Genomic DNA, 18,403 nt, shown 5'->3' with positions numbered 1-18,403 from the left:
GCTCCGGGCGTGCTAGGGAGGACGCAAGTGGCAGGCAAGCGCCAGCGCCACGTGCGAGGTCTCCATGGACATCATCTCCCAGCCGGTACGCACCCTGAAATTCGATGGCTTCTGGCGCTGGCTCCAGGAACACACGCACTGCATCCTGCGGTGTGGCTCCGTCGACGCCATGCTCTATGACCACGACGACTTCCACTGGGCGCTGCTGGAAGAGGAGCGCCAGTACGTGGTGCAGGTCCTCAAGGGCAAGGTGCTGGTGGGCGAGCTGGTGATGGCGGGCCGCGAAGTCACCGAGGTGAACGTGGCGCCGGACCCGGACACGGGCACCCAGGGACACATCCTGGTGGAGCTGATGGGCGGACCGAAGGAAGACCCGCAGGTGCTCTACCACTTCGTCATGGCGCACGGCATCGACCCGGCGCCGGGCCACAAGGACCTCAAGCACTGAGCAGGACGCCCTCGATGAGCGCCACCGCGTCACAGGCGCCACCGGCGTAGGGCACGGGGCCTCCGACGGGACGGGCCCGGGCGAGCAGGACGGCCCGCTCCACCAACTCCGCCACGGAGCCCGCCAGCTCCTCCGGACGCAGCCGCAGCGCCTGCCTGTCGTACAGCCGGGGGCGCGCCAGGGCCACCAGCGGAGTGCCCGTCGCGCGCGCCTCCTGGACGGTGTTGTACCCGCCCGCCCCCACCAGCACGTCCACGCCCGGGAGCACGGCCAGCGCCGGCCACACCGGCACGCGAAGCACTCCGGGAAACGCGCCGCGCCGCGCGCCCCTGGCCTTTGGGGGTGAAGCCCCGGCCACCGGAGGCACCAACCACCGCACCAGGGCCGCGTCGCCCAGCACCGGGTGAAGCCGCGCGGCGATGGCCCCCGCCTCCTCCACCTCCGAGGCCTGGCCACACCCCATCACCGCCACCACCGGCCGCGACTCCTCCACCGGTACGCCGAGCAGGGCCCGGGCCCGCGCGCGCGGCAGCAGCTCCCCGGGCTCCAGCAACAACCACGGCGCCGTCCGGACGGCCCGGGGATGCGCGGCGAAGGGAGCGTCCTCACCGGGGACGAGCAGCAGGTCGAACGCCTCCACCGCGCGCGCCACGTCGAACCGCGCCACGTAGACGGGATTCAAGTCTCGGTGGACGAGCACCTTCCGGGCGCGAAGCTCCGGCAGCAGCGCCACCAGCTCACCGCCCAGTCCGCGAGGGAAGGTGTCCACGACGAGCACGTCCGGGCGCTCGTCGGCGAGCCACCGCTCCACGACGTCGCGCACCGCGCGCTTGCTCAGCGTCGCCTCCAGTCGCCGCACGTGGACGCCCGGCCCCAGCACGTCCTCCAGCGGCAGGCCGGGAGCGAACGGGCTGTTGGTGAGCAGGGACACGGAGTGGCCACTGCGCGCGGCCCGCCGGGCGAGCGCACTGGCGCGGGTGAGGTGCCCCATCCCACCGCCAAGCGCATAGATGAGCCAGCGAAGCGCGGCCATCAGCTCCCGCCCAGGTCCTCCTCGAAGGAGGAGTCCCCTTCGTGGCGGAGGCTCTCACCGTCGGCCTCGGTGAAGTCGTTCGGGTCCTTCGCTCCGCTCCCGGCCCATGACGAGCCGGGGCCGTAGTAGCCATAGTCCTTGTAGTAGTAGCTCGGGTCGTCCTCGGCCGGGGACGAGTCCGAATCCGGGCCCGAGTCGGAGTCCGAGTCGGAGTCCGACTCGTCGCCCTCCTCGGTGTCCTCGGCGCACGTGGCGCAGACCAGCTCCCCGCCCGCCGAGGTGAGGTGTGCGTCGCAGACTCGCTTCCCGCACCGCGGGCACCCCGCCCCCGCGGGCAGGCCGCACTCGTGCGAGAAGAGGAACCCGGTGCTCTCCTGACACAGCCCCTCGGACATGGGCGAGGGGCTCATGGCTGACGGCCCTCGCCGGGCGAGGACTGGAGGTGGAAGAGCAGCCCCATGCGCAGCGGCAACTCCATCCGCTCGAAGGCGAGGCAGGCGGCGGCATCGGCGCGCACCAGCGACTTCGTGGCCAGCAGCGTGCGTCCCGTCGCGTCCCGCACGGACACCTTGCCCTCGCGCACCTTCACCCGGGCCACCTCGGTGCCGGTGGCGTCCTGGATGCTGGCGCCCTCGTCGTCCGGCGACACCGCATAGAGGAGCGTGCCCTTCGCATCGTTGAGGCGCCAGCCCGTGCCCTGGCGCGCGAAGGTGAAGAGAATCTGCCGCTGCTCGGCATCTCGCACGGCGAGCGCTCCGCCCGCCGAGCTGACGACATGGCCCAGCACGGCATCGTCCGGGCCGGAGACCTTGAGCGCCACGCCCTTCCACTTGTACCGCGCCAGCTCGCGGTCCTCGCCGTCCACCAGCTTGGCGCCATCGTCCTTGGGCTTGAGCGAGAAACGCTCGCGGTCGTCGGCATCCTTGAACTTGAGCTTGTTGGGAGCGGCGGCCTCTTCACCCGGGACGGTGGTCGTCTGCTGGGCGCGAGGCGCCTGTGCCTCGGAGGACTCCTGGCGCGAGCACCCGGCATTCCCGATGAGCACCAGCACGGAGAGAAGGAGGAGCCGAGCCATCATGAAGCAATCCTCGCAGCATCCCGCTTGCGCAGGGAGGTGGAGTAGTTGAGCACCTGGTAGAGACTGAGCAGCATCATCAGGTAGGCGCGGGAAGCATCCAACGACGGCTCACCCTGCGCCACCGTCACCTTCCAGTCGGACGCCGTGACGGCCCGCATCGACAGGCGGTCCGCCGCCACGTCCAGCCGCCCGAGCTTCAAGGCCTTGGGCAGCCGCACCGCCGTCCTCGCCCGGGAGCCGAGCTGGGCGAGCTGGGGGTGCCGCTCCGGCTTCACCCGGAGCTGGACGTGGAGGAGCGTCGAGCCCTTCCGCTTGAGCTTGCTCTTGAGCTTGCCCCGGGGGTTCATCTTCGTGCGGCGCCGCACTTGGAGTCGCTCGTCCATGCCGAGCCGCAGGTGCGTGCCGTCCATCAACCGCACCTGAAGGGACAGCCACCGCTGCACGAAGGACTCGGTCTTCCACGGGCCCACCGTGCCCCGGCCCGTCAGGTTGCGCTCGTGCTCCGGGAGGTGGAAGTCCAGCTCCAGCGTCACGGGCTCGTCCGGGGCGATGTCCTTGCGCAGCCGCTGGAGGAGGTGCGCCACCAGCTCGTAGCGCCGGTCCTGGAGGTCCAGCCGACGGTAGCGCGAGGACATGAGACTGCAGACAAGCCATGCCACGAGGAAGACCGGGACCAGGCCAAAGCCCAGGAGGCCGATTCCCACGGGCGCGAGCAGAAAGGTCCCGACGAAGGCCACGCCCGCGGCGATTCCGCTGTAGAGGGAGCCCTTGCTCCACAGGGCCCGCCGCCGGTCCAGCTCCGCGTCGAAGAGCTTCAGCCGGCCGAGGTCGGCCATCACCATCCGCACCGGAGCGCTGCTGCGATAGACCTGCTCGGAGCGGAAACGGTCGAAGTCGAAGGCCACGGTGTGAAGCTCCCCCTCGGAGCGACGGAAGAGCAGGGAGCGTACGGGCGCGCCGCCGCGAGGGTCAAACGCCCCCGTTTGCCCGCCGGGGGTGGAGCGCGGTAGCAACCGTGCGTGTCCTCCCCCACCCCGCCCGGCACCGGCATCGTCTACGCATCGTTCGACCGCTTCCCCGCGCCGAAAGGGGCGGCGGTGCACATCCGCGCCTTCGTGGAGGCGCTGGGCGCGGCGTTCGGCGGGGTGGACCTGCTGGCGCTCCGGGACGGAAGCACCGCGAGCGCGGGCCCGCTCGCACTCTCCGAGGGCGTGACGTACCACCCGCTGGAGGCACGGGGCAGGAACCTGGTGGAGCAGGCGCTGTCCTTCCGCTCGCACCTGGCGGCTTGGTGGCGCGAGAGGCCGAGGGCGGCGGTGGTGCACGTGCGCTCCATCTTCGAGGGCTACCCGGTGGCCCGGAGGAAGGAGTCGCTGACGGACGCGCTGGTCTTCGAGGTGAACGGGCTGCCGTCGATTGAGCTGAAGTACCACCACCCGGACGTGGCGGAGGACATGGAGCTGCTGCGCAAGCTGGTGGCGCAGGAGGACCTGTGCCTCGCGCGCGCGGACCTGCTGGTGACGCCGAGCGAGGTGACGGCGGAGTACCTCGTGAAGCGAGGCGCGGACGCGAGCCGCGTGCGGGTGATTCCGAACGGGGTGGACCTGGAGGTGTTCCGCTACGCGCCGCCGCGAGCGCAGGAGGCAGGCCGGCCGGTGCGGCTGCTGTACAGCGGGACGATGACGTCGTGGCAGGGCGTGCACCACGCCATCGAGGCGTGCCGGCTGCTGCGGCGCGAGCTGCCCACGGTGCTGACGCTGGTGGGCCCGCTGCGGAGGAACGGGCGGCGCGCACTGCTGGAGCGCTGCGGAGACCTGCTGCTGGAGGGCGCGGTGGAATTGCTGGAGCCCCTGCCGCAGGCGGAGCTGGCGCGGCTGCACCACGCGTGTGACGTGGTGCTGGTGCCGCTGCCGGTGAACGACCGCAACTGCGAGCAGGGCTGCTGCCCGCTGAAGCTGCTGGAGGCGATGGCGACGGGCACCCCCGTGGTGGCCAGCAACCTCCCCGTGGTGCGTACGCTGGCCGGGCCGGAGGAGGTGCTGCTCATCCGCCCGGGCTCGGCGAAGGCGATTGCCGAGGCGGTGAAGGCGCTGCGAGCGGATGCGGCGCTCGGGCCTGCACTGAGCGCGAGGGCAAGAGCGCGAGTGGAGCGCGACTTCCCCTGGGGCCGGGCGCAGGACGCGCTGGTGAGCGCCTATGAGCAGGCTTTCGGGCTGACGCGGAAGACGCCGCTCCAGGACAGCCCCGGCTGGGCGGCGGGCTGAGCACTCCCCGCCCTTCGTAGTGAGAGGTACTTCAGCATCACCGGGTCATCTTCAACACGATTACAAATGACTTGCACCGGGAAGATGTCTGAGAATCCGGCTCGCCCGACAAGGGCGCAGCCTCTCACTCCACCCGAGCCGGGGCGTTTGAACCACGCGACTCAACCACATGAGTCAATCCGTACACGGGTAACTCCTGCCACCGCGTGAGCAAGAGGGAGTCTGTCCCCCCACCGCATCCCCATCCGGGAGAGGCCGGGTCCGGGGATGTCCCCAGGAGCCGTGCCGTGAGAAAACGAAGTCCCAACGCGGGGCAGCGCTACTTCCCCTGTTACGTGGTGGCCGTGTCGCTGGCGGTCATGAGCTGCAGCGAGTCCAGCCTGAAGGCCGAGGATGGGTCAGCACTGACCAGCACAAGCCAGACACTGGCTCCGGTGAATGACCGGATGTCGGTGGGCGCGGGCGACCACCACTCGCTGTTCGTGCGAACGAATGGCGAGGTCTGGGCCTCGGGCCAGAACACGCAGGGACAGCTGGGCACCGGAGCCTCCAGCACGACTCCCGTTCCCCTGCCCCGGAAGGTGCGAGGGCTTCCCGCCATCCGGATGGCGGCAGCGGGCGCCGCCCACTCGCTGGCATTGGACGTGAATGGCCGGGTGTGGGCCTGGGGTGCGAATGGCTCCGGACAGGTGGGCAACGGGCAGGTGGGGGCCGCCGTGCTGGCCCCCATCCAGGTGCCCCTCCTCTCCGGCATCCGGGCCATCGCGGCGGGAGGCCACACCTCGCTCGCGCTGGGAACGGACGGGCGGGTGTGGGCCTGGGGACAGAACACGGAAGGACAGCTGGGCAATGGCGGAACCAGCGCCGCTGTCGCTTCTCCTGGCCTCGTGGCGGGGCTGTCCGTCATCCGCTCCGTCTCCGCGGGCCGGAACCACGTGCTCGCGCTGGGGACGGACGGGCGAATCTGGGGCTGGGGTCAGAACACCTACGGCCAGGTCGGCACTGGCAATACGAGCTCTCCGGTGGTGTCCCCCACCCTGATGGCGAGCGCCCCGCTGGCCAAGGCCATTGCAGCGGGCGGAGGACACTCCCTGCTGATTGCCGACGACGGCCCCGACAGCCGCCTGTGGGCCTGGGGCCGGAACGACTACGGGCAGGTGGGCAACGGCGTCGCCAGCGCCGCTCCCGTGCTGCAGCCCGCATGGGTGAGCAACAACGTGTTCGTCGTCACGGACATCGCCGCGGGGGAGTCCTTCTCCCTGCTCATCATGGCGGATGTCGGCTTCGTGAAGGCGTGGGGCCGGAACGCGGAGGGACAGCTGGGGGCTGGCGACACCGTGGACAGTCCCAATCCGGTGAATGTGCTGGTGGGTGGGAACCAGCTGGCGTACGGGAAGGCCCTCTTCGCCGGCGCGAATCACGCGTTCGTGCTGCATGACGACTGCGAGCCGCCGTCACCGTTCGACCCCGCGAAGCCTCCAGTCTGGGGATGGGGCGACAACACCCAGGGCCAGCTCGCGACTGGCAATACCGCCTCCGCGCCGACGACGGCTCCGGTGGCGGGCCTCCTCAAAATCTATCATCGGGACGCGGACGGGGACGGCTTCGGGAGCGACATCGAGTACCTGGCGACGAGCAGCTGTGCACAGCCCGCCGACCACCTGTCCGACGCTGGCGACTGCAACGACTCCAACGCGGCCGTCAGGCCCGGCGCTTCCGACATCTGCGACGGGCTCGACAACAACTGCGATGGCGCGGTGGACGACGGGCAGGTGAGTCAGACGTGGTACCAGGACCAGGACGGGGATGGCTACGGCAACGCCGCCACCGCCATGCAGAGCTGCCAGCAGCCGTCCGGCCACGTCACGGTCGCCGGTGACTGCAACGACTCCAACGCCAGCATCCGTCCCGGCGCCTCCGAGGTCTGCGACGGAGCGGACAACAACTGCAACGGCGCGGCGGACGAGGGCGTGGGCTCGACGTGGTACCGGGACCAGGACGGAGATGGCTACGGCAATCCGAGCAACTCCCGGGACCGCTGCTCGCAGCCCTCGGGCTACGTCTCGGACGACAGAGACTGCAACGACTCCAACGCCAGCATCCGTCCTGGTGCCGCCGAGGTCTGCGACGGGGTGGACAACAACTGCAATGGCGCGGCGGACGAGAACGGCAGCCAGGTCTTCTATCGCGATGCGGACGGCGACGGCTGGGGCAACGGCCAGCGGCCGACCTACGCCTGCTTTCAGCCTGCCGGCTACGTGGTGAACGCCAGCGACTGCAACGACAGCGACGCGAACACCGGCCAGCCCCGCCTCTGGTACAAGGACTTCGACAACGATGGCTATGACCACGCGGGCCAGGCGCTGTATGCCTGCTCGAGCCCAGGGGGCTACAGGGACAGCAGCAATGGCGCCGACTGCCACGATGGCAATTCGAGCATCCATCCCGGAGCCCCCGAGGTCTGCGATGGGCTGGACAACGACTGCGACGGGCAGGCGGACGAAGGCACGCCCCAGAACTGGTACTACCACGACGGTGACGGCGATGGATTCGGCAACCCCGTCAGCCGTCATCCTCATCAGGACTGCCGCCCCCCTCCCAACCATGTCACGGACAACACGGACTGCAATGACTCGTACGCCAACATGTACCCAGGCGGAATCGAAGTGTGCGACGGCCTGGACAACAACTGTAACTGGGTGGCAGACGAAGGACTTCCCGCCTGTTTTTAACCCGCCCTCGGGTTGTTGCTTGAAGGAGCCTTCGGTCCCCTGACGGGGGTGAGCAGCAAGAGCCCCGGAACCCACCCGTGGTTCCGGGGCCCTGCTAGAACGCGAGGCGCGCTCAGGAAGAGCGTCGCCCCTCCGGCAGGGCACGAGCCAGCACACGCCGGAGCACCTCGGCCTCGGCATCGGCCTGAAAGCCCGCCTCGATTCGCTGGCGCGCGGCGGTGCCGAGCGCGGCCCGGTGCTCGGGAGGAAGCGACAACACATCCAGGCACGCCTGCCCCAGGTGGTTGAGCAGCGCTTTGGGCACGATGAAGCCACTGCGCGCATGGTCCACCGCCTCGGGAATCCCCCCGGCGTCACTGGCGATGACGGGACGCGCGCACGCCATCGCCTCCAGCAACGCATTGGGCATGCCCTCCCAGAGTGACGGCTGGAGATACACGTCGCAGAGCCGCAGGTGCGCGGCAATGGCCTCGGGCGTGTCGAGCGGCCCGGAGATGAGGATGCGCGCGGCATCCTCGGGGTGCTCGGCGCGGAAGGCGACGAGGTGCTCGGCGTCACGAGGCCGGACCTCACCGATGACGAGCAGGCACGCCGGCCGCGCACGCCGCACCTCCGTGAGCGCGGAGAGCAGGAACGGCAGCCCCTTCTTGTGGCGCAGCTCGCCGGAGAACCCGAGCACCACCTCCCCGTCCGCAATCCCCAGGCGCGCGCGGAGCGCCGGGTCCGCGGGCCCCGGAGAGAAGACCTCGGTGTCCACGGCATTGGGAATCACTTCGACGCCCGGGTCCTTCCCGAGCAGCATCGCCATCTTCCGCCCCAGGTCCGCGGACGCGGCGGTGAGCACGTCCGCGCGCTGGAGCGTCCACAGCAGCCTGGCGAAGTCCCCGGGAGGGAACATGAGCTGGTCCACGTCATTGCCCCGGGCGCTGACGGTGGAGGCGATGCCCGCGGACTCCGCGAAGACGACGGCGAGGAACCCGGGCGGCGACAGGTAGTGGCCCCACACCAGGTCATACCGCCGCTTCGCATGCAGGTACCCGAGTACGTCGAGAGTGTGCTGCATCGACAGGTCCAGGCTGCCGAACAGCCCCAGCCGGTGCAGGGTGACGCCCCGCGCGAAGGGGGTGACGCTCCCCGCGTCGTCCACCGTCTGAAGGGAGCCGGGGGCCGCCGTCCGCGTCCACGCGAGCACGTCCACCTGCGCCCCCAGCTTCACCAGCGAGCCCGCCGTCCGCGCGCCACTGCGGGCCAGGCCGCCAATGTCCGGAGGGAAGCGCTCGGCGAGGAGGAGGACGCGGGGATGGGTGGCCATGGGTGCGTAAACCTACCTTGGCGCACGCGGGCCAGGGGCGCCGGTCTCGGGTGGAGGACGGGGGGTGCGGTGAAGGCGCTCCTTTCCGTGAATAAACCCCACGCCCCCCCGTCCAGAGGCACGGCGGAGCTATCGCATCAACCCCAAGGCCGGATCTCCCCTGGCTCCCCGAGGCAACGCACATGCACGCAAGGCGCTGGTGGGCACTCACGCTCGCGGGAACCCTCATGGGCTGTGTCATCGAGCCTCCCGGCGATGAAATGGACTGGGATGTCGACCGGCCCCCCACCTCGGAGTGGCCCGACACCACCACCGGCACGCTCGACTTCCGGCTCGAATCGCTGACGGGCCCGACGGACCTGGGCGCGGGCTCGCGGAGGGTGCAGGCGCGCGTCTGCAACACGGGCACGGACTACGGGATAACGGAGGTGGCCTTCTTCCTGTCCGCGGACGGCGTCATCAACGGAAAGGACTGGAGGCTCTCGCAGAGCCCCAGCGCCGTGCTGCTGCCGGGAGAGTGCAAGGACGTGAGCGCCTGGGTCACCGCGCCGCCCATGCCCGAGGGCAGCTACCAACTGGCCGCCCAGGTGGACGCGGACGACGAGGTCCTCGAGACGAGCGAGAGCAACAACCTCCGCCTGGGTGCGTTCGTCATCGTGGACCGCACCGCGCCGACGACACCGGTGCCCTCGTGGGGCGAGGAGGGCTCGACGCAGGGCCGGGGCCTCACCGTCGAAGCGGAGTCCGGCGCCACGGTGCACGTCTACAACGGCCCGGACTGCAACGGCAGCGTGGTGTCGACCACGGAGGTGGGGTCGAGCTACCACTGCGACGTGCCCATCAGCGGGCCGTCGAGCGCCCCGGGTGGCACGTACTCCGTGCGCGCGTATGACACGGCCGGCAATCCCTCTCAGTGCAGCCCGACGCTGGAGTACCCGTACGGTGGCGGCACGGGCGACACGCTGATGGCGCCGGTGTTGCTGGGCACGCGGCCCGGCTCGCCGGGGCTCAGCCAGCAGCCCATCTTCGACGGGCGCGCCAGGCCGCGCGTCACCGTGGAAATCTTCAAGCAGGCGAACTGCGAGGGTCCGGTGGACACGGTGCTGACGACGGACGCCGTGGGCGCCTTCTCCTACCAGACGAGCGTGGCGAAGGACGCGAAGGTGACGGTGTCCGCCCAGGCGAAGGACTCGAGCGGCTACGGCCAGACGACGTCCGGCTGCTCCAACTCCGTGGAGTACCAGAACGACAACACGCCGCCTCCGCCACCGGTCGTCACGGACACGAAGTGGCAGTACACGAGCACCGGCCGTCAGCTCACGGTGACGGGCACGGCGGAGCCCCGCGCCACGGTGGGCATCTTCATCGACGTCGCGTGCATGGGGATTCCGGTGCGGACGGTGCAGGCGGATGCGGAAGGCCGCTTCAGCGCGACGATGCCGTTCGGCGCGGGCAGCAGCCACCGGGTGTTCGTCGCGGCGAGGGACGCGCTGGCCAACGAGTCCACCTGCACGGAGGGGCCCGCGTACGAGATTCGCTGCCCCGCGGGCACGGCGGACTGTGACGGCAACTCGACCAACGGCTGCGAGGTGAACCTGACGACGGACGAGGACCACTGCGGTGCCTGCGGCACGACGTGCCAGGACGGGCCCTATGCGCAGGGCGTGTGCACGGCGGCGACGTGTGGCAACACCTGCCAGCCGGGCTACTACGACTGCGACGGCAACACGGCCAACGGCTGCGAGTCCACGTATGCGTGCCAGGCGACGACGTGCACCATCGACCGCCCGAGCGAGCTGATGGTGACGGCGCTGTCGGTGGTGGAGGACCCGGTGCGCACGGCGCCCGGAGGCGCCTGGCACATCGGCACGCTGCTGCGGGAGATGGCGGGCGGCCAGGACCCCTCGCCGCTGGCGCGGGCGTGGCTGAAGACGTGGCTGACGAAGCAGGTGGTCAACGGGCTGAACCTGCCGGCGCGCCAGGAGATGCAGACGCGGGTGCTGGGGCCGTGGGAGGCGCGCAGCGGTGGAGCGGGCAAGCCGCTGGACTTCAGCAAGGCGCCGTTCCGGCTGCTGGCCATCGTCAACCGCATGGACCTGCGCCAGCCGGGCGCCCACGCGGGAGAGGGCCGCTTCGTCTTCGGCGTGGTGGATGCGAACGGAGCGCCGCTCGAGTTCACGGTCATCCTGGAGTACGCGCTGCCGGGCGGCACGCCGGAAGCCATCCAGAAATGGGCGACGGACTGGCACGAGCTGGGCAAGCTGAAGGTGGGGAACACGGGCTACAACGCGAAGCTCCAGGCGCTGACGGACCGGTTCGCGAAGGCGGGAGTGATGACGGGCCGGCAGGCGGGCAGCGCGCTGAACCAGATTCGGACGAATGAAATCGAGCTGGCGGAGCCGTGGGAGATGCGTGAGTTCGTGCTCACGGCCCAGGGGCTGATGCCCGAGACGGTGAAGTTGACGCCCGCGATGCACTTCGAGAACACGGCCACGCTGGCGAGCTTCATCCAGCAGAACCAGGCGGACATCATCGCGGAGCGGCACACGGTGCCGAACAGCCTGGGCGGGGTGCCCTTCCTGGGAGCGATGGCGGCGACGCCGCTGGACTTCTTCTGGCGTGCACCGGGCGTGTCGACGGAGGCACGGCACAAGTTCTCCATCAACACGTGCAGCGGGTGCCACGCGGGGGAGACGCAGACAGAGTTCGTCCACGTGGCGCCGCGAGCGGCGGGCCGGGTGGCGGTGCTGTCGCCCTACCTGAAGGGGACGACGGTGACAGACCCGGTGACGCGGTCGACGCGAGTGTTCGACGACCTGGGCCGCCGCGCGGCGGACCTGAAGGCCCTGGTCTGCCCCTCGGCCACGCAGCTCAAGTCGGGTGAGCTGGCGCCGTCCAACCTGCCGCCTGCCCGCGTGCACTGAGCGGGGTGGAGGTGCCCGGGGAGCAGCGGATTGCTCCCCGGGTAGAACACCCGGCCGTAACGATTCCGGGCACTTGCCGGCGAATCTCCCGGCGTGTCGATCCCAGCCATCCTCATTGAAGCCCACTGGCCCACGTCGACCGAGCCGTATGCAGCGCCGATGAACGAGATTCCCAAGGTCGTGTTCTCGAAGACGCTGAAGGAAGCGACCTGGACGGATTCGAGGGTGGCCAGCGGAGACCTCGCGGACGAGGTGGCCCGCCTGAAGCGGGAGCCAGGCAAGAACCTCCTGGTCCACGGAGGCGCGCGGCTCGTGCAGTCCCTCGTGAAGCACGGGCTCATCGACGAGTACCGACTCCTCATCCACCCCGTAGTGCTTGGTAGCGGGCTCCGCCTGTTCCCGGAGCGCGAGCAGCCGCTGAACCTGCGACTGGTGAACTCAACCCGGTTCGACAAGGGAGCTGTCGCGAACGTCTACCGGCCCGAGTGACTCGGGCGCGGCGGAGCCCTCCGGGCATCGGGGCCGACTGGGCTGGGGCTCACGACGCAGGGAGCTCGTCTTTACCGGGGGCCGTGTTCATCGATGGCGCGGAGTCGGAGCGCCAGCGTTCGAGCAACCTCTGACGCTGGGCAGGCGAGACTTCCGAGCCGTAGGTCCGGTCCAACAGCCGGAGCTTCCACTCGACCGAGCCCGGAACCAGCCCTTCCTCCCGCAGCGACGCGGCGATGAGCGCGCGAGAAGCGGAGAACATGCCCGCCCCCATCTTGAGGCGCTCTTCTCCGGAGCGCTGGAGCAGCAACGTGCGAACGAGTGCTTCGGCACGAGGCAGGGTGTCGTCCATCGCTTCACCTTCTCCGGCAGAGGGTCGACTCCCAGGGTCCGACCCTGAGCGCCCCCTATCTTCTCATCAATGACGCTGCGTGGAGCAGCCGCGCGCCCTCACCGTGAGCTGCCCGAGCATGCGCACCACCGTCTTCCGCGACACGCCCAGCACCTGGGCGACTTCGCCCTGCGTGTGGCCGTCCACGAAGTGCAGCAGGGCCGCGGTGAGCACCCGAGGGGCTTCCGCGCGTGCCATCCGCCCCAGGTCCCGGGCCGCCTCGACGCTCTCGATGCTTCCCTGCCCTCCGCCCGCCACAGGCTCGGCCATTCCCCTGCGCAATTGTTCGAGCCAGCCCCGCCTGCGCGCCCGCGCGCGGCACCGGTCCAGGGCCTTGTGGGTGACCATCTGGTACAGCAGCGTGAAGACGGAGGCCTCGCCACGGTACATCCCTGGGCTGGCCAGCATGGCCAGGAAGACCTCCTGCAGTACGTCCTCGGCCTCGTCCGTGCTTCCGAGCAGGGCCCTTGCCCGCTGCTGGAGCGCACGCCCGTGATGGCGATAGAGCGCACTGAGGTCCGCGCCCGAGACAGCCGGCCAATGCCGAGCCTCGGACGGAGGACATGCCCCTACCTGCGGCGTGAGCCGCGTGGGTCGTGATGGCATGACTGGATTCCGGGACGCCGGGGCCGGGGCGCATTGAGCCATGTGCCCGTGGTCGACCGGAGCTCCGTCGTCCTTCCCCAGACACGCGGCGAATGGCCTTCTTGTATTTTGAAACGTGAAGCTCTTGCAAGCAGGTCACAGAAAACAAATTCGTGGCAATTGTCCCAAGAAATCCGTCCAGGACGACAAAGGCTCCGCCTCTCGTTTCCCTCCTGGACCGGAGCCATGGACAGCCATCCCATGGGTTGGACTCAACCCACCGGGACAGCATCAGTGACCCACTGCCCATGAGGGGAACCCCCCGACTGAAACGTCATCCACCAGCCCGAGAGAGGCAGGGCGATTGGATGACCGCAGGAGCAGTGACTTGAGAAGACAAGGCTTGGCAGGACTGAGGAACAGGCTCACGGGTTGTGCGGCCGTCCTCCTCTTTGTGTCCATGGGCTGTGGAGAGCCGCCTACAGCGGCTGACGTTGAGGTCGACACCGCGACGGCGCGTCAGGGGCTCACCTCGGTACGGGTGCCGCAGACGGTCGCCTCGGGGGCCTATCACTCGCTGTTCCTGAGGAAGGATGGAGAGGTCTGGGCCTGGGGCCAGAACGTGGCCGGGCAGCTGGGCACGGGCAGCACCAGCAGCACGCCCCTGCCGCAGCCGTCTCCGGTGAGCGGGCTCCCCGCCATCAAGGCGATTGCCGCGGGTGTCGGCCACTCGCTGGCGCTGGATGTCAGCGGCAACGTGTGGGCGTGGGGGCAGAATGCCTCCGGACAGGCGGGTATCGGTACTGCCGGTGGCACGGTGCTGGTTCCGACGAAGGTGGCGGCACTGTCCGGCATCCAGGCCATCGCGGCCAACGGGAACTACTCGCTCGCGCTCGGCACGGATGGCCGGCTGTGGGCCTGGGGACAGAACGCCTCCGGGCAGGTGGGCACGGGCGCGACCAGCGCCTCGGTGCCCAATCCCACGGTGGTGGCGGGCCTGCCCACGATTCGCTCCATGGCCGCCGGTGTGAATCACGCGCTGGCGCTGGACGCGGCTGGGAAGGCGTGGGGCTGGGGCATGAATACCTTCGGCCAGGTGGGTACCGGGAGCACCAGCACCACGGTGCTGTCGCCGGTGCAGGTGGTGGGGCTGCCGCAGGCCAAGGCCATTGCGGCGGGTGTGGGTCACTCGCTCATCATCGATGAGCAGTTCGGCAACGTGTGGGCCTGGGGTCAGAACACCTTCGGGCAGGTGGGCACGGGCAGCACCAGCAGCACGCCCGTGCTGTCCCCCACTCCCGTGGGCAGCGTGTTCGCGGCCACGGCCATCACGGCGGGACACAACAGCTCGCTGGTCATCATGGGCAACGGCCTGGTGAAGGCCTGGGGGCACAACGCCTTCGGCCAGCTCGGCAATGGGTCCACGGTGAACAGCGCCTCGCCCGTGAATGTGACGGGGCTCGCGGATGCGAAGGCCATCGCGGCGGGCGCCCAGCACGCACTGGCGCTGCGCCCTGGCTGTCCCGTATGGGCCTGGGGCAACAACGGCCAGGGACAGCTCGGTCTGGGCAGCACCTCCAGCACGCCTGTGACGGCTGCGGCATCCACCCTGCTCATCAACACGTTCTACTTCGACGGCGACATGGACGGCTTTGGAGACGAGTACATCTCCGAGCTGGCCTGCGACCCGTCTCCCGGTTTCGTGGAGGAGTTCGACTGCGACGACTACATGCCGACGACGTATCCAGGTGCACCGGAGCAGTGCAACGGCATAGACGACAGTTGCGACGGAGTCGTGGACGACGGCAACCCGAGCGGTGGTGAGAACTGCGCGACGGGGCAGCAGGGCATCTGCGCCGCGGGCACCACGGCTTGTGCTGACGGCAGCGTGGTCTGCCAGCAGAACGAGGCCGCGTCCGCAGAGGAGTGCGACAGCCTCGACAATGACTGTGACGGAGAGGTGGACGACGGCAACCCGGGCGGCCTGGAGACGTGCTCCACCGGGCAGCAGGGCGTGTGCGGCGAGGGCGTGACGTACTGCACCCACGGCGCCATCGAGTGCGTGCAGAAGGAGCCGTCCTCGGCGGAGGTGTGCGACAGCAAGGACAACGATTGCAACGGGCAGCCGGATGACGGCTTGACGTTCCAGACGTGGTACCGCGACCAGGACGGCGACAACTACGGCCTGACGGCCCAGGCGGTGCAGGAGTGTATGCAGCCTGCAGGGCACGCTCTGAATCCCGGGGACTGCAATGACGCCCAGGCAAGCCTCCACCCGGGGGCCCCGGAGTCCTGCGACGGCGTGGACAACGACTGCGATTCCCAGGTGGACGAGGGCCTGCCCACCCAGGCGTGGTATCGCGACGCGGACGGCGACGGCTTCGGCAGCGCGAGCCAGTCCGTCCAGAACTGCCTGCAGCCCGCGGGCTACGTCTCGGTGGCGAGCGACTGCAATGACACCAGCGCGGCCATCAAGCCTGGCGCGGCGGAGGTCTGCGACGCCGTGGACAACGACTGTGACATGCAGGTGGACGAAGGGCTGATGAACGCGTGGTTCCGCGACGCGGACGGGGATGGCTTCGGCAGCGGACAGTCGACCCAGGCCTGCGCGCAGCCTGCGGGCTTCGTCGCGAGCGGCACCGACTGCAATGACGCCGACGTGGCCATCAAGCCTGGAGCGACGGAGGTGTGCGACTCGGTGGACAACAACTGCAGCGGCGCGGTGGACGAGGGCCTCGCGACCCTGACCTGGTACCGCGACGCGGACGGGGACACCTACGGCACCTCGACCAACACCCTGCAGAAGTGCAGCCAACCCGCTGGCTACGTATCGAATGCCAGCGACTGCAATGACTCCAGCGCGGGCATCAAGCCCGGTGTGGCGGAGGTCTGCGACGGGGCCGACAACAACTGCAATGGCACGACGGATGAGGGCGTGGGCTCTATGTACTACCGCGATGCGGACGGCGACGGTTACGGCAACGTGGGTCTACCGGCCCACGCGTGCTCACAGCCCGGCGGCTATGCGTCGAACAGCACGGACTGCAACGACGCGAACGCGAACATCCGGCCCGGAGGGACAGAGGTCTGCGACAACGCCGACAACAACTGCAATGGCACGACGGATGAGGGCGTGGGCTCCACGTACTACCGCGATGCGGACGGCGACGGCTATGGCAACGCGAGCCAACCGGCGGTTGCGTGTTCGCAGCCCGGTGGCTACGTGTCGAACGCCAGCGACTGCAACGACTCCAGCTCGAGCATCCGACCCGGCGGATCGGAGAGCTGCGATGGGGTGGACAACAACTGTAACGGCTTGACGGATGAGGGCGTCAAGTCGACCTTCTACCGTGACGCGGACAGTGACGGTTACGGCAGCGCAGGTCAGTCGACGCAGGCGTGCTCACAGCCGAGCGGCTACGTGTCGAACACCACGGATTGCAATGATGCCAATGCGAGCGTCAGGCCGGGAGTCACGGAGGTGTGCGACGGCATCGACAACAACTGCGCTGGAGGAGTCGACGAAGGCGTGCAGTCGACCTTCTACCGTGACGCGGACGGGGACGGGGACGGCAACGCGAACTCGCCGGTCTCTGCCTGCGGCCAGCCCAGCGGCTATGTGACCAACGCGAGCGACTGCAACGACTCCAGCGCGGCCGTCCGGCCTGGAGCTTCAGAAGTCTGCGATTCCGTGGACAACAATTGCAATGGGGCAGTGGACGACGGTGTCGGCTCGAATTGGTATCGCGATGCGGATGGCGATGGATACGGCAGAGGCACCCCAATCCAAGCCTGCTCGAAACCCTCCGGATACGTTGCCACGAACACCGACTGCAACGACGGGAGCAAGAGGGCCTACCCTGGGTACACTGAGGTCTGCAACGACGGCATCAACAATGATTGTGATGCAGCTACAGATGAACCCAATTGTGAATGCCTCAGCTACTACCCGCTGAGCTCTGAATCGAGCCCTTCTTCAAGCTTCATGACTTCGTCTTCGAGCTTGTACGAGGAGCCTATTCCGCCGCCCTGCTTCGAGGTTCCCGAAGATTGGTGACCTTTCCCGCCCACGAATAGGGCCGAGACATAAGCATGGCATGGCTGATGTTCATGCCTTATGGAGGCTGGTCTCGGAGCGTTCGAGGCCAGCTTCCCGCTCTGCGGAAAATCAACGCTTACGTGCGCAGCCCAATCGCTGAATACCTGGAACGCCGAGCGCAGCGCTTGGGCACGTTGCCGGTCGTCAAGTTCTGCTCGCCCTCAATGCCCTCTCCCGCGCCCAGACGGAGCGTGGACCATCAGTTACCGATGAACTCTCGGGCCGGCCGACTCCGAGCGCCAACGCTCCAGCAACCGCTGACGCTGAGCAGGCGAGATTTCTGAGCCGTAGGTCCGGTCGAGCAACCGGAGCTTCCACTCGACCGAGCCTGGCACCAGTCCTTCCTCCCGCAGAGACGCGGCGATGAGTGCGCGAGAAGCGGAGAACATGTCCGCGCCCATCGTGAGCCGCTCTTCTCCGGAGCGCCGGAGCAGCAACGTGCGAACGAGCGCTTCGGCACGAGGAAGGGTGTCGTTCATCGCTTCACCTTTTCCAGCAGAGGCTCGACTCCGAGGTCCCGGGCCCAATACTCCATATACGCCCAGTCGAGGTCAGGCACCGCATCCAGGATATTGCGCACATCGCCCAACTGCATCTCGGAGAGGCTGTCACGTGCCCAGTGGAGCTTGGAGAGAATGAGATCCTCTGCGGATACAAGCCAGATGCGTTGGCCCTTGACCTCCGTTGTTCGCCGTCGCTTGAACTCTTCCTGCCGGTAAGCAGTCTTCTTGCGGATGATGCAGTCGACCTTCACCACGGTGTCGTAGTGGATGAGGTTGAAGAGGGACGGGCGAGCAAGCGCCTCACGAATCTCCTGCTCATCGACCGAAAAGTCTTCCTGGAAGAGCGTCACCACCCGCTCCACATCCGCATTCCCCAACTCAACGACGATGTCGACATCCCGGGTCATGCGGGGCCGCGCGTAGAAGTTCATCGCCGTGGAGCCGCTCAACATGTACGGGATGCCCGCCTGCTCAAGCCGGGCACCCACCAGCAGCAACACCTTGAGGTAGTCGTCCACCCCGACAAGATAGCGCGCCCAGCAGCA

At 68.7% G+C, this 18,403-nt stretch carries 14 protein-coding genes; 6 read left to right on the top strand and 8 right to left on the bottom strand.

Annotation, left to right across the window (positions count from 1 at the left end; all coding sequences use genetic code 11):
- Nucleotides 1-64: 64 nt before the first annotated feature.
- Entirely contained in the window at nucleotides 65-448 is a 384-nt protein-coding gene (locus tag G4D85_RS14505) for a serine/threonine protein kinase (protein ID WP_164012229.1), read from the top strand.
- Here the strand turns inward: G4D85_RS14505 and G4D85_RS14500 are convergent.
- From G4D85_RS14500 to G4D85_RS14485, 4 genes are read right to left on the bottom strand one after another with little or no spacing between them, the layout of a single operon-like run.
- Nucleotides 438-1,481: a hypothetical protein gene (locus tag G4D85_RS14500; RefSeq protein ID WP_164012227.1), complete on the bottom strand. Its 1,044-nt coding sequence runs from the start codon at nucleotides 1,479-1,481 to the stop codon at nucleotides 438-440. The genes G4D85_RS14505 and G4D85_RS14500 overlap by 11 nt on opposite strands.
- Nucleotides 1,481-1,891, bottom strand: a complete 411-nt coding sequence (locus G4D85_RS14495; RefSeq protein ID WP_240359265.1) for an FYVE zinc finger domain-containing protein — start codon at nucleotides 1,889-1,891, stop codon at nucleotides 1,481-1,483. The genes G4D85_RS14500 and G4D85_RS14495 overlap by 1 nt, the downstream gene beginning before the upstream one ends.
- Nucleotides 1,888-2,559, bottom strand: coding sequence for a hypothetical protein (locus tag G4D85_RS14490; RefSeq protein WP_164012225.1), 672 nt, complete (start codon nucleotides 2,557-2,559; stop codon nucleotides 1,888-1,890). Before G4D85_RS14490 ends, G4D85_RS14495 begins: the two co-directional genes overlap by 4 nt.
- Nucleotides 2,556-3,464, bottom strand: coding sequence for a hypothetical protein (locus tag G4D85_RS14485; RefSeq protein WP_164012223.1), 909 nt, complete (start codon nucleotides 3,462-3,464; stop codon nucleotides 2,556-2,558). The genes G4D85_RS14490 and G4D85_RS14485 overlap by 4 nt, the downstream gene beginning before the upstream one ends.
- Nucleotides 3,465-3,578: 114 nt before the next feature.
- Between G4D85_RS14485 and G4D85_RS14480 the strand changes: the two genes are divergently transcribed.
- Nucleotides 3,579-4,823, top strand: coding sequence for a glycosyltransferase family 4 protein (locus G4D85_RS14480; protein ID WP_164012222.1), 1,245 nt, complete (start codon nucleotides 3,579-3,581; stop codon nucleotides 4,821-4,823).
- Nucleotides 4,824-5,110: 287 nt separating this feature from the next.
- A complete protein-coding gene (locus G4D85_RS14475) occupies nucleotides 5,111-7,555 on the top strand; it encodes an RCC1 domain-containing protein (RefSeq protein WP_164012219.1) in 2,445 nt (814 codons plus the stop codon).
- A gap of 112 nt (nucleotides 7,556-7,667) precedes the next feature.
- Here G4D85_RS14475 and G4D85_RS14470 read toward each other — a convergent pair whose 3' ends face one another.
- Entirely contained in the window at nucleotides 7,668-8,867 is a 1,200-nt protein-coding gene (locus G4D85_RS14470) for a glycosyltransferase (RefSeq protein WP_164012217.1), read from the bottom strand.
- Between the two features lie 182 nt (nucleotides 8,868-9,049).
- On the opposite strand from G4D85_RS14470, the gene G4D85_RS14465 reads away from it, so the two are divergent.
- Both G4D85_RS14465 and G4D85_RS14460 read left to right on the top strand, forming a co-directional pair.
- Complete coding sequence (locus G4D85_RS14465; protein WP_164012215.1) at nucleotides 9,050-11,791, top strand: CARDB domain-containing protein; 2,742 nt, start codon at nucleotides 9,050-9,052, stop codon at nucleotides 11,789-11,791.
- Nucleotides 11,792-11,884: 93 nt separating this feature from the next.
- On the top strand, nucleotides 11,885-12,280 hold the full coding sequence (locus G4D85_RS14460) for a dihydrofolate reductase family protein (RefSeq protein WP_164012213.1): 396 nt from the start codon (nucleotides 11,885-11,887) through the stop codon (nucleotides 12,278-12,280).
- Nucleotides 12,281-12,329: 49 nt separating this feature from the next.
- Here G4D85_RS14460 and G4D85_RS14455 read toward each other — a convergent pair whose 3' ends face one another.
- Together G4D85_RS14455 and G4D85_RS14450 are read right to left on the bottom strand one after the other, a co-directional pair.
- Nucleotides 12,330-12,632 carry a hypothetical protein gene (locus tag G4D85_RS14455; protein ID WP_164012211.1) on the bottom strand — a complete coding sequence of 101 codons (303 nt, stop codon included), beginning with the start codon at nucleotides 12,630-12,632 and terminating at the stop codon, nucleotides 12,330-12,332.
- Between the two features lie 66 nt (nucleotides 12,633-12,698).
- On the bottom strand, nucleotides 12,699-13,277 hold the full coding sequence (locus G4D85_RS14450; RefSeq protein ID WP_164012209.1) for an RNA polymerase sigma factor: 579 nt from the start codon (nucleotides 13,275-13,277) through the stop codon (nucleotides 12,699-12,701).
- A 520-nt stretch (nucleotides 13,278-13,797) separates the two neighbouring features.
- On the opposite strand from G4D85_RS14450, the gene G4D85_RS14445 reads away from it, so the two are divergent.
- Nucleotides 13,798-17,313, top strand: a complete 3,516-nt coding sequence (locus tag G4D85_RS14445; RefSeq protein WP_240359264.1) for a MopE-related protein — start codon at nucleotides 13,798-13,800, stop codon at nucleotides 17,311-17,313.
- 517 nt (nucleotides 17,314-17,830) lie between these two features.
- Here the strand turns inward: G4D85_RS14445 and G4D85_RS14440 are convergent.
- Nucleotides 17,831-18,376: a nucleotidyltransferase family protein gene (locus tag G4D85_RS14440; RefSeq protein WP_164012205.1), complete on the bottom strand. Its 546-nt coding sequence runs from the start codon at nucleotides 18,374-18,376 to the stop codon at nucleotides 17,831-17,833.
- Nucleotides 18,377-18,403 lie beyond the last annotated feature (27 nt).

The sequence above is a fragment of the Pyxidicoccus trucidator genome (assembly GCF_010894435.1).
In the GTDB taxonomy this organism is placed as follows: Bacteria; Myxococcota; Myxococcia; order Myxococcales; family Myxococcaceae; genus Myxococcus; species Myxococcus trucidator.
Note: the sequence above shows the minus strand (reverse complement) of the source record. Positions and strands in the feature narration are given on the sequence as shown.

Coding starts and splice junctions, on each gene's coding strand:
- G4D85_RS14505 (WP_164012229.1), top strand. CDS start 65: ATGGACATCATCTCCCAGCCGGTACGCACCCTGAAATTCGATGGCTTC.
- G4D85_RS14450 (WP_164012209.1), bottom strand. CDS start 13,277: ATGCCATCACGACCCACGCGGCTCACGCCGCAGGTAGGGGCATGTCCT.
- G4D85_RS14495 (WP_240359265.1), bottom strand. CDS start 1,891: ATGAGCCCCTCGCCCATGTCCGAGGGGCTGTGTCAGGAGAGCACCGGG.
- G4D85_RS14465 (WP_164012215.1), top strand. CDS start 9,050: ATGCACGCAAGGCGCTGGTGGGCACTCACGCTCGCGGGAACCCTCATG.
- G4D85_RS14500 (WP_164012227.1), bottom strand. CDS start 1,481: ATGGCCGCGCTTCGCTGGCTCATCTATGCGCTTGGCGGTGGGATGGGG.
- G4D85_RS14455 (WP_164012211.1), bottom strand. CDS start 12,632: ATGGACGACACCCTGCCTCGTGCCGAAGCACTCGTTCGCACGTTGCTG.
- G4D85_RS14470 (WP_164012217.1), bottom strand. CDS start 8,867: ATGGCCACCCATCCCCGCGTCCTCCTCCTCGCCGAGCGCTTCCCTCCG.
- G4D85_RS14490 (WP_164012225.1), bottom strand. CDS start 2,559: ATGATGGCTCGGCTCCTCCTTCTCTCCGTGCTGGTGCTCATCGGGAAT.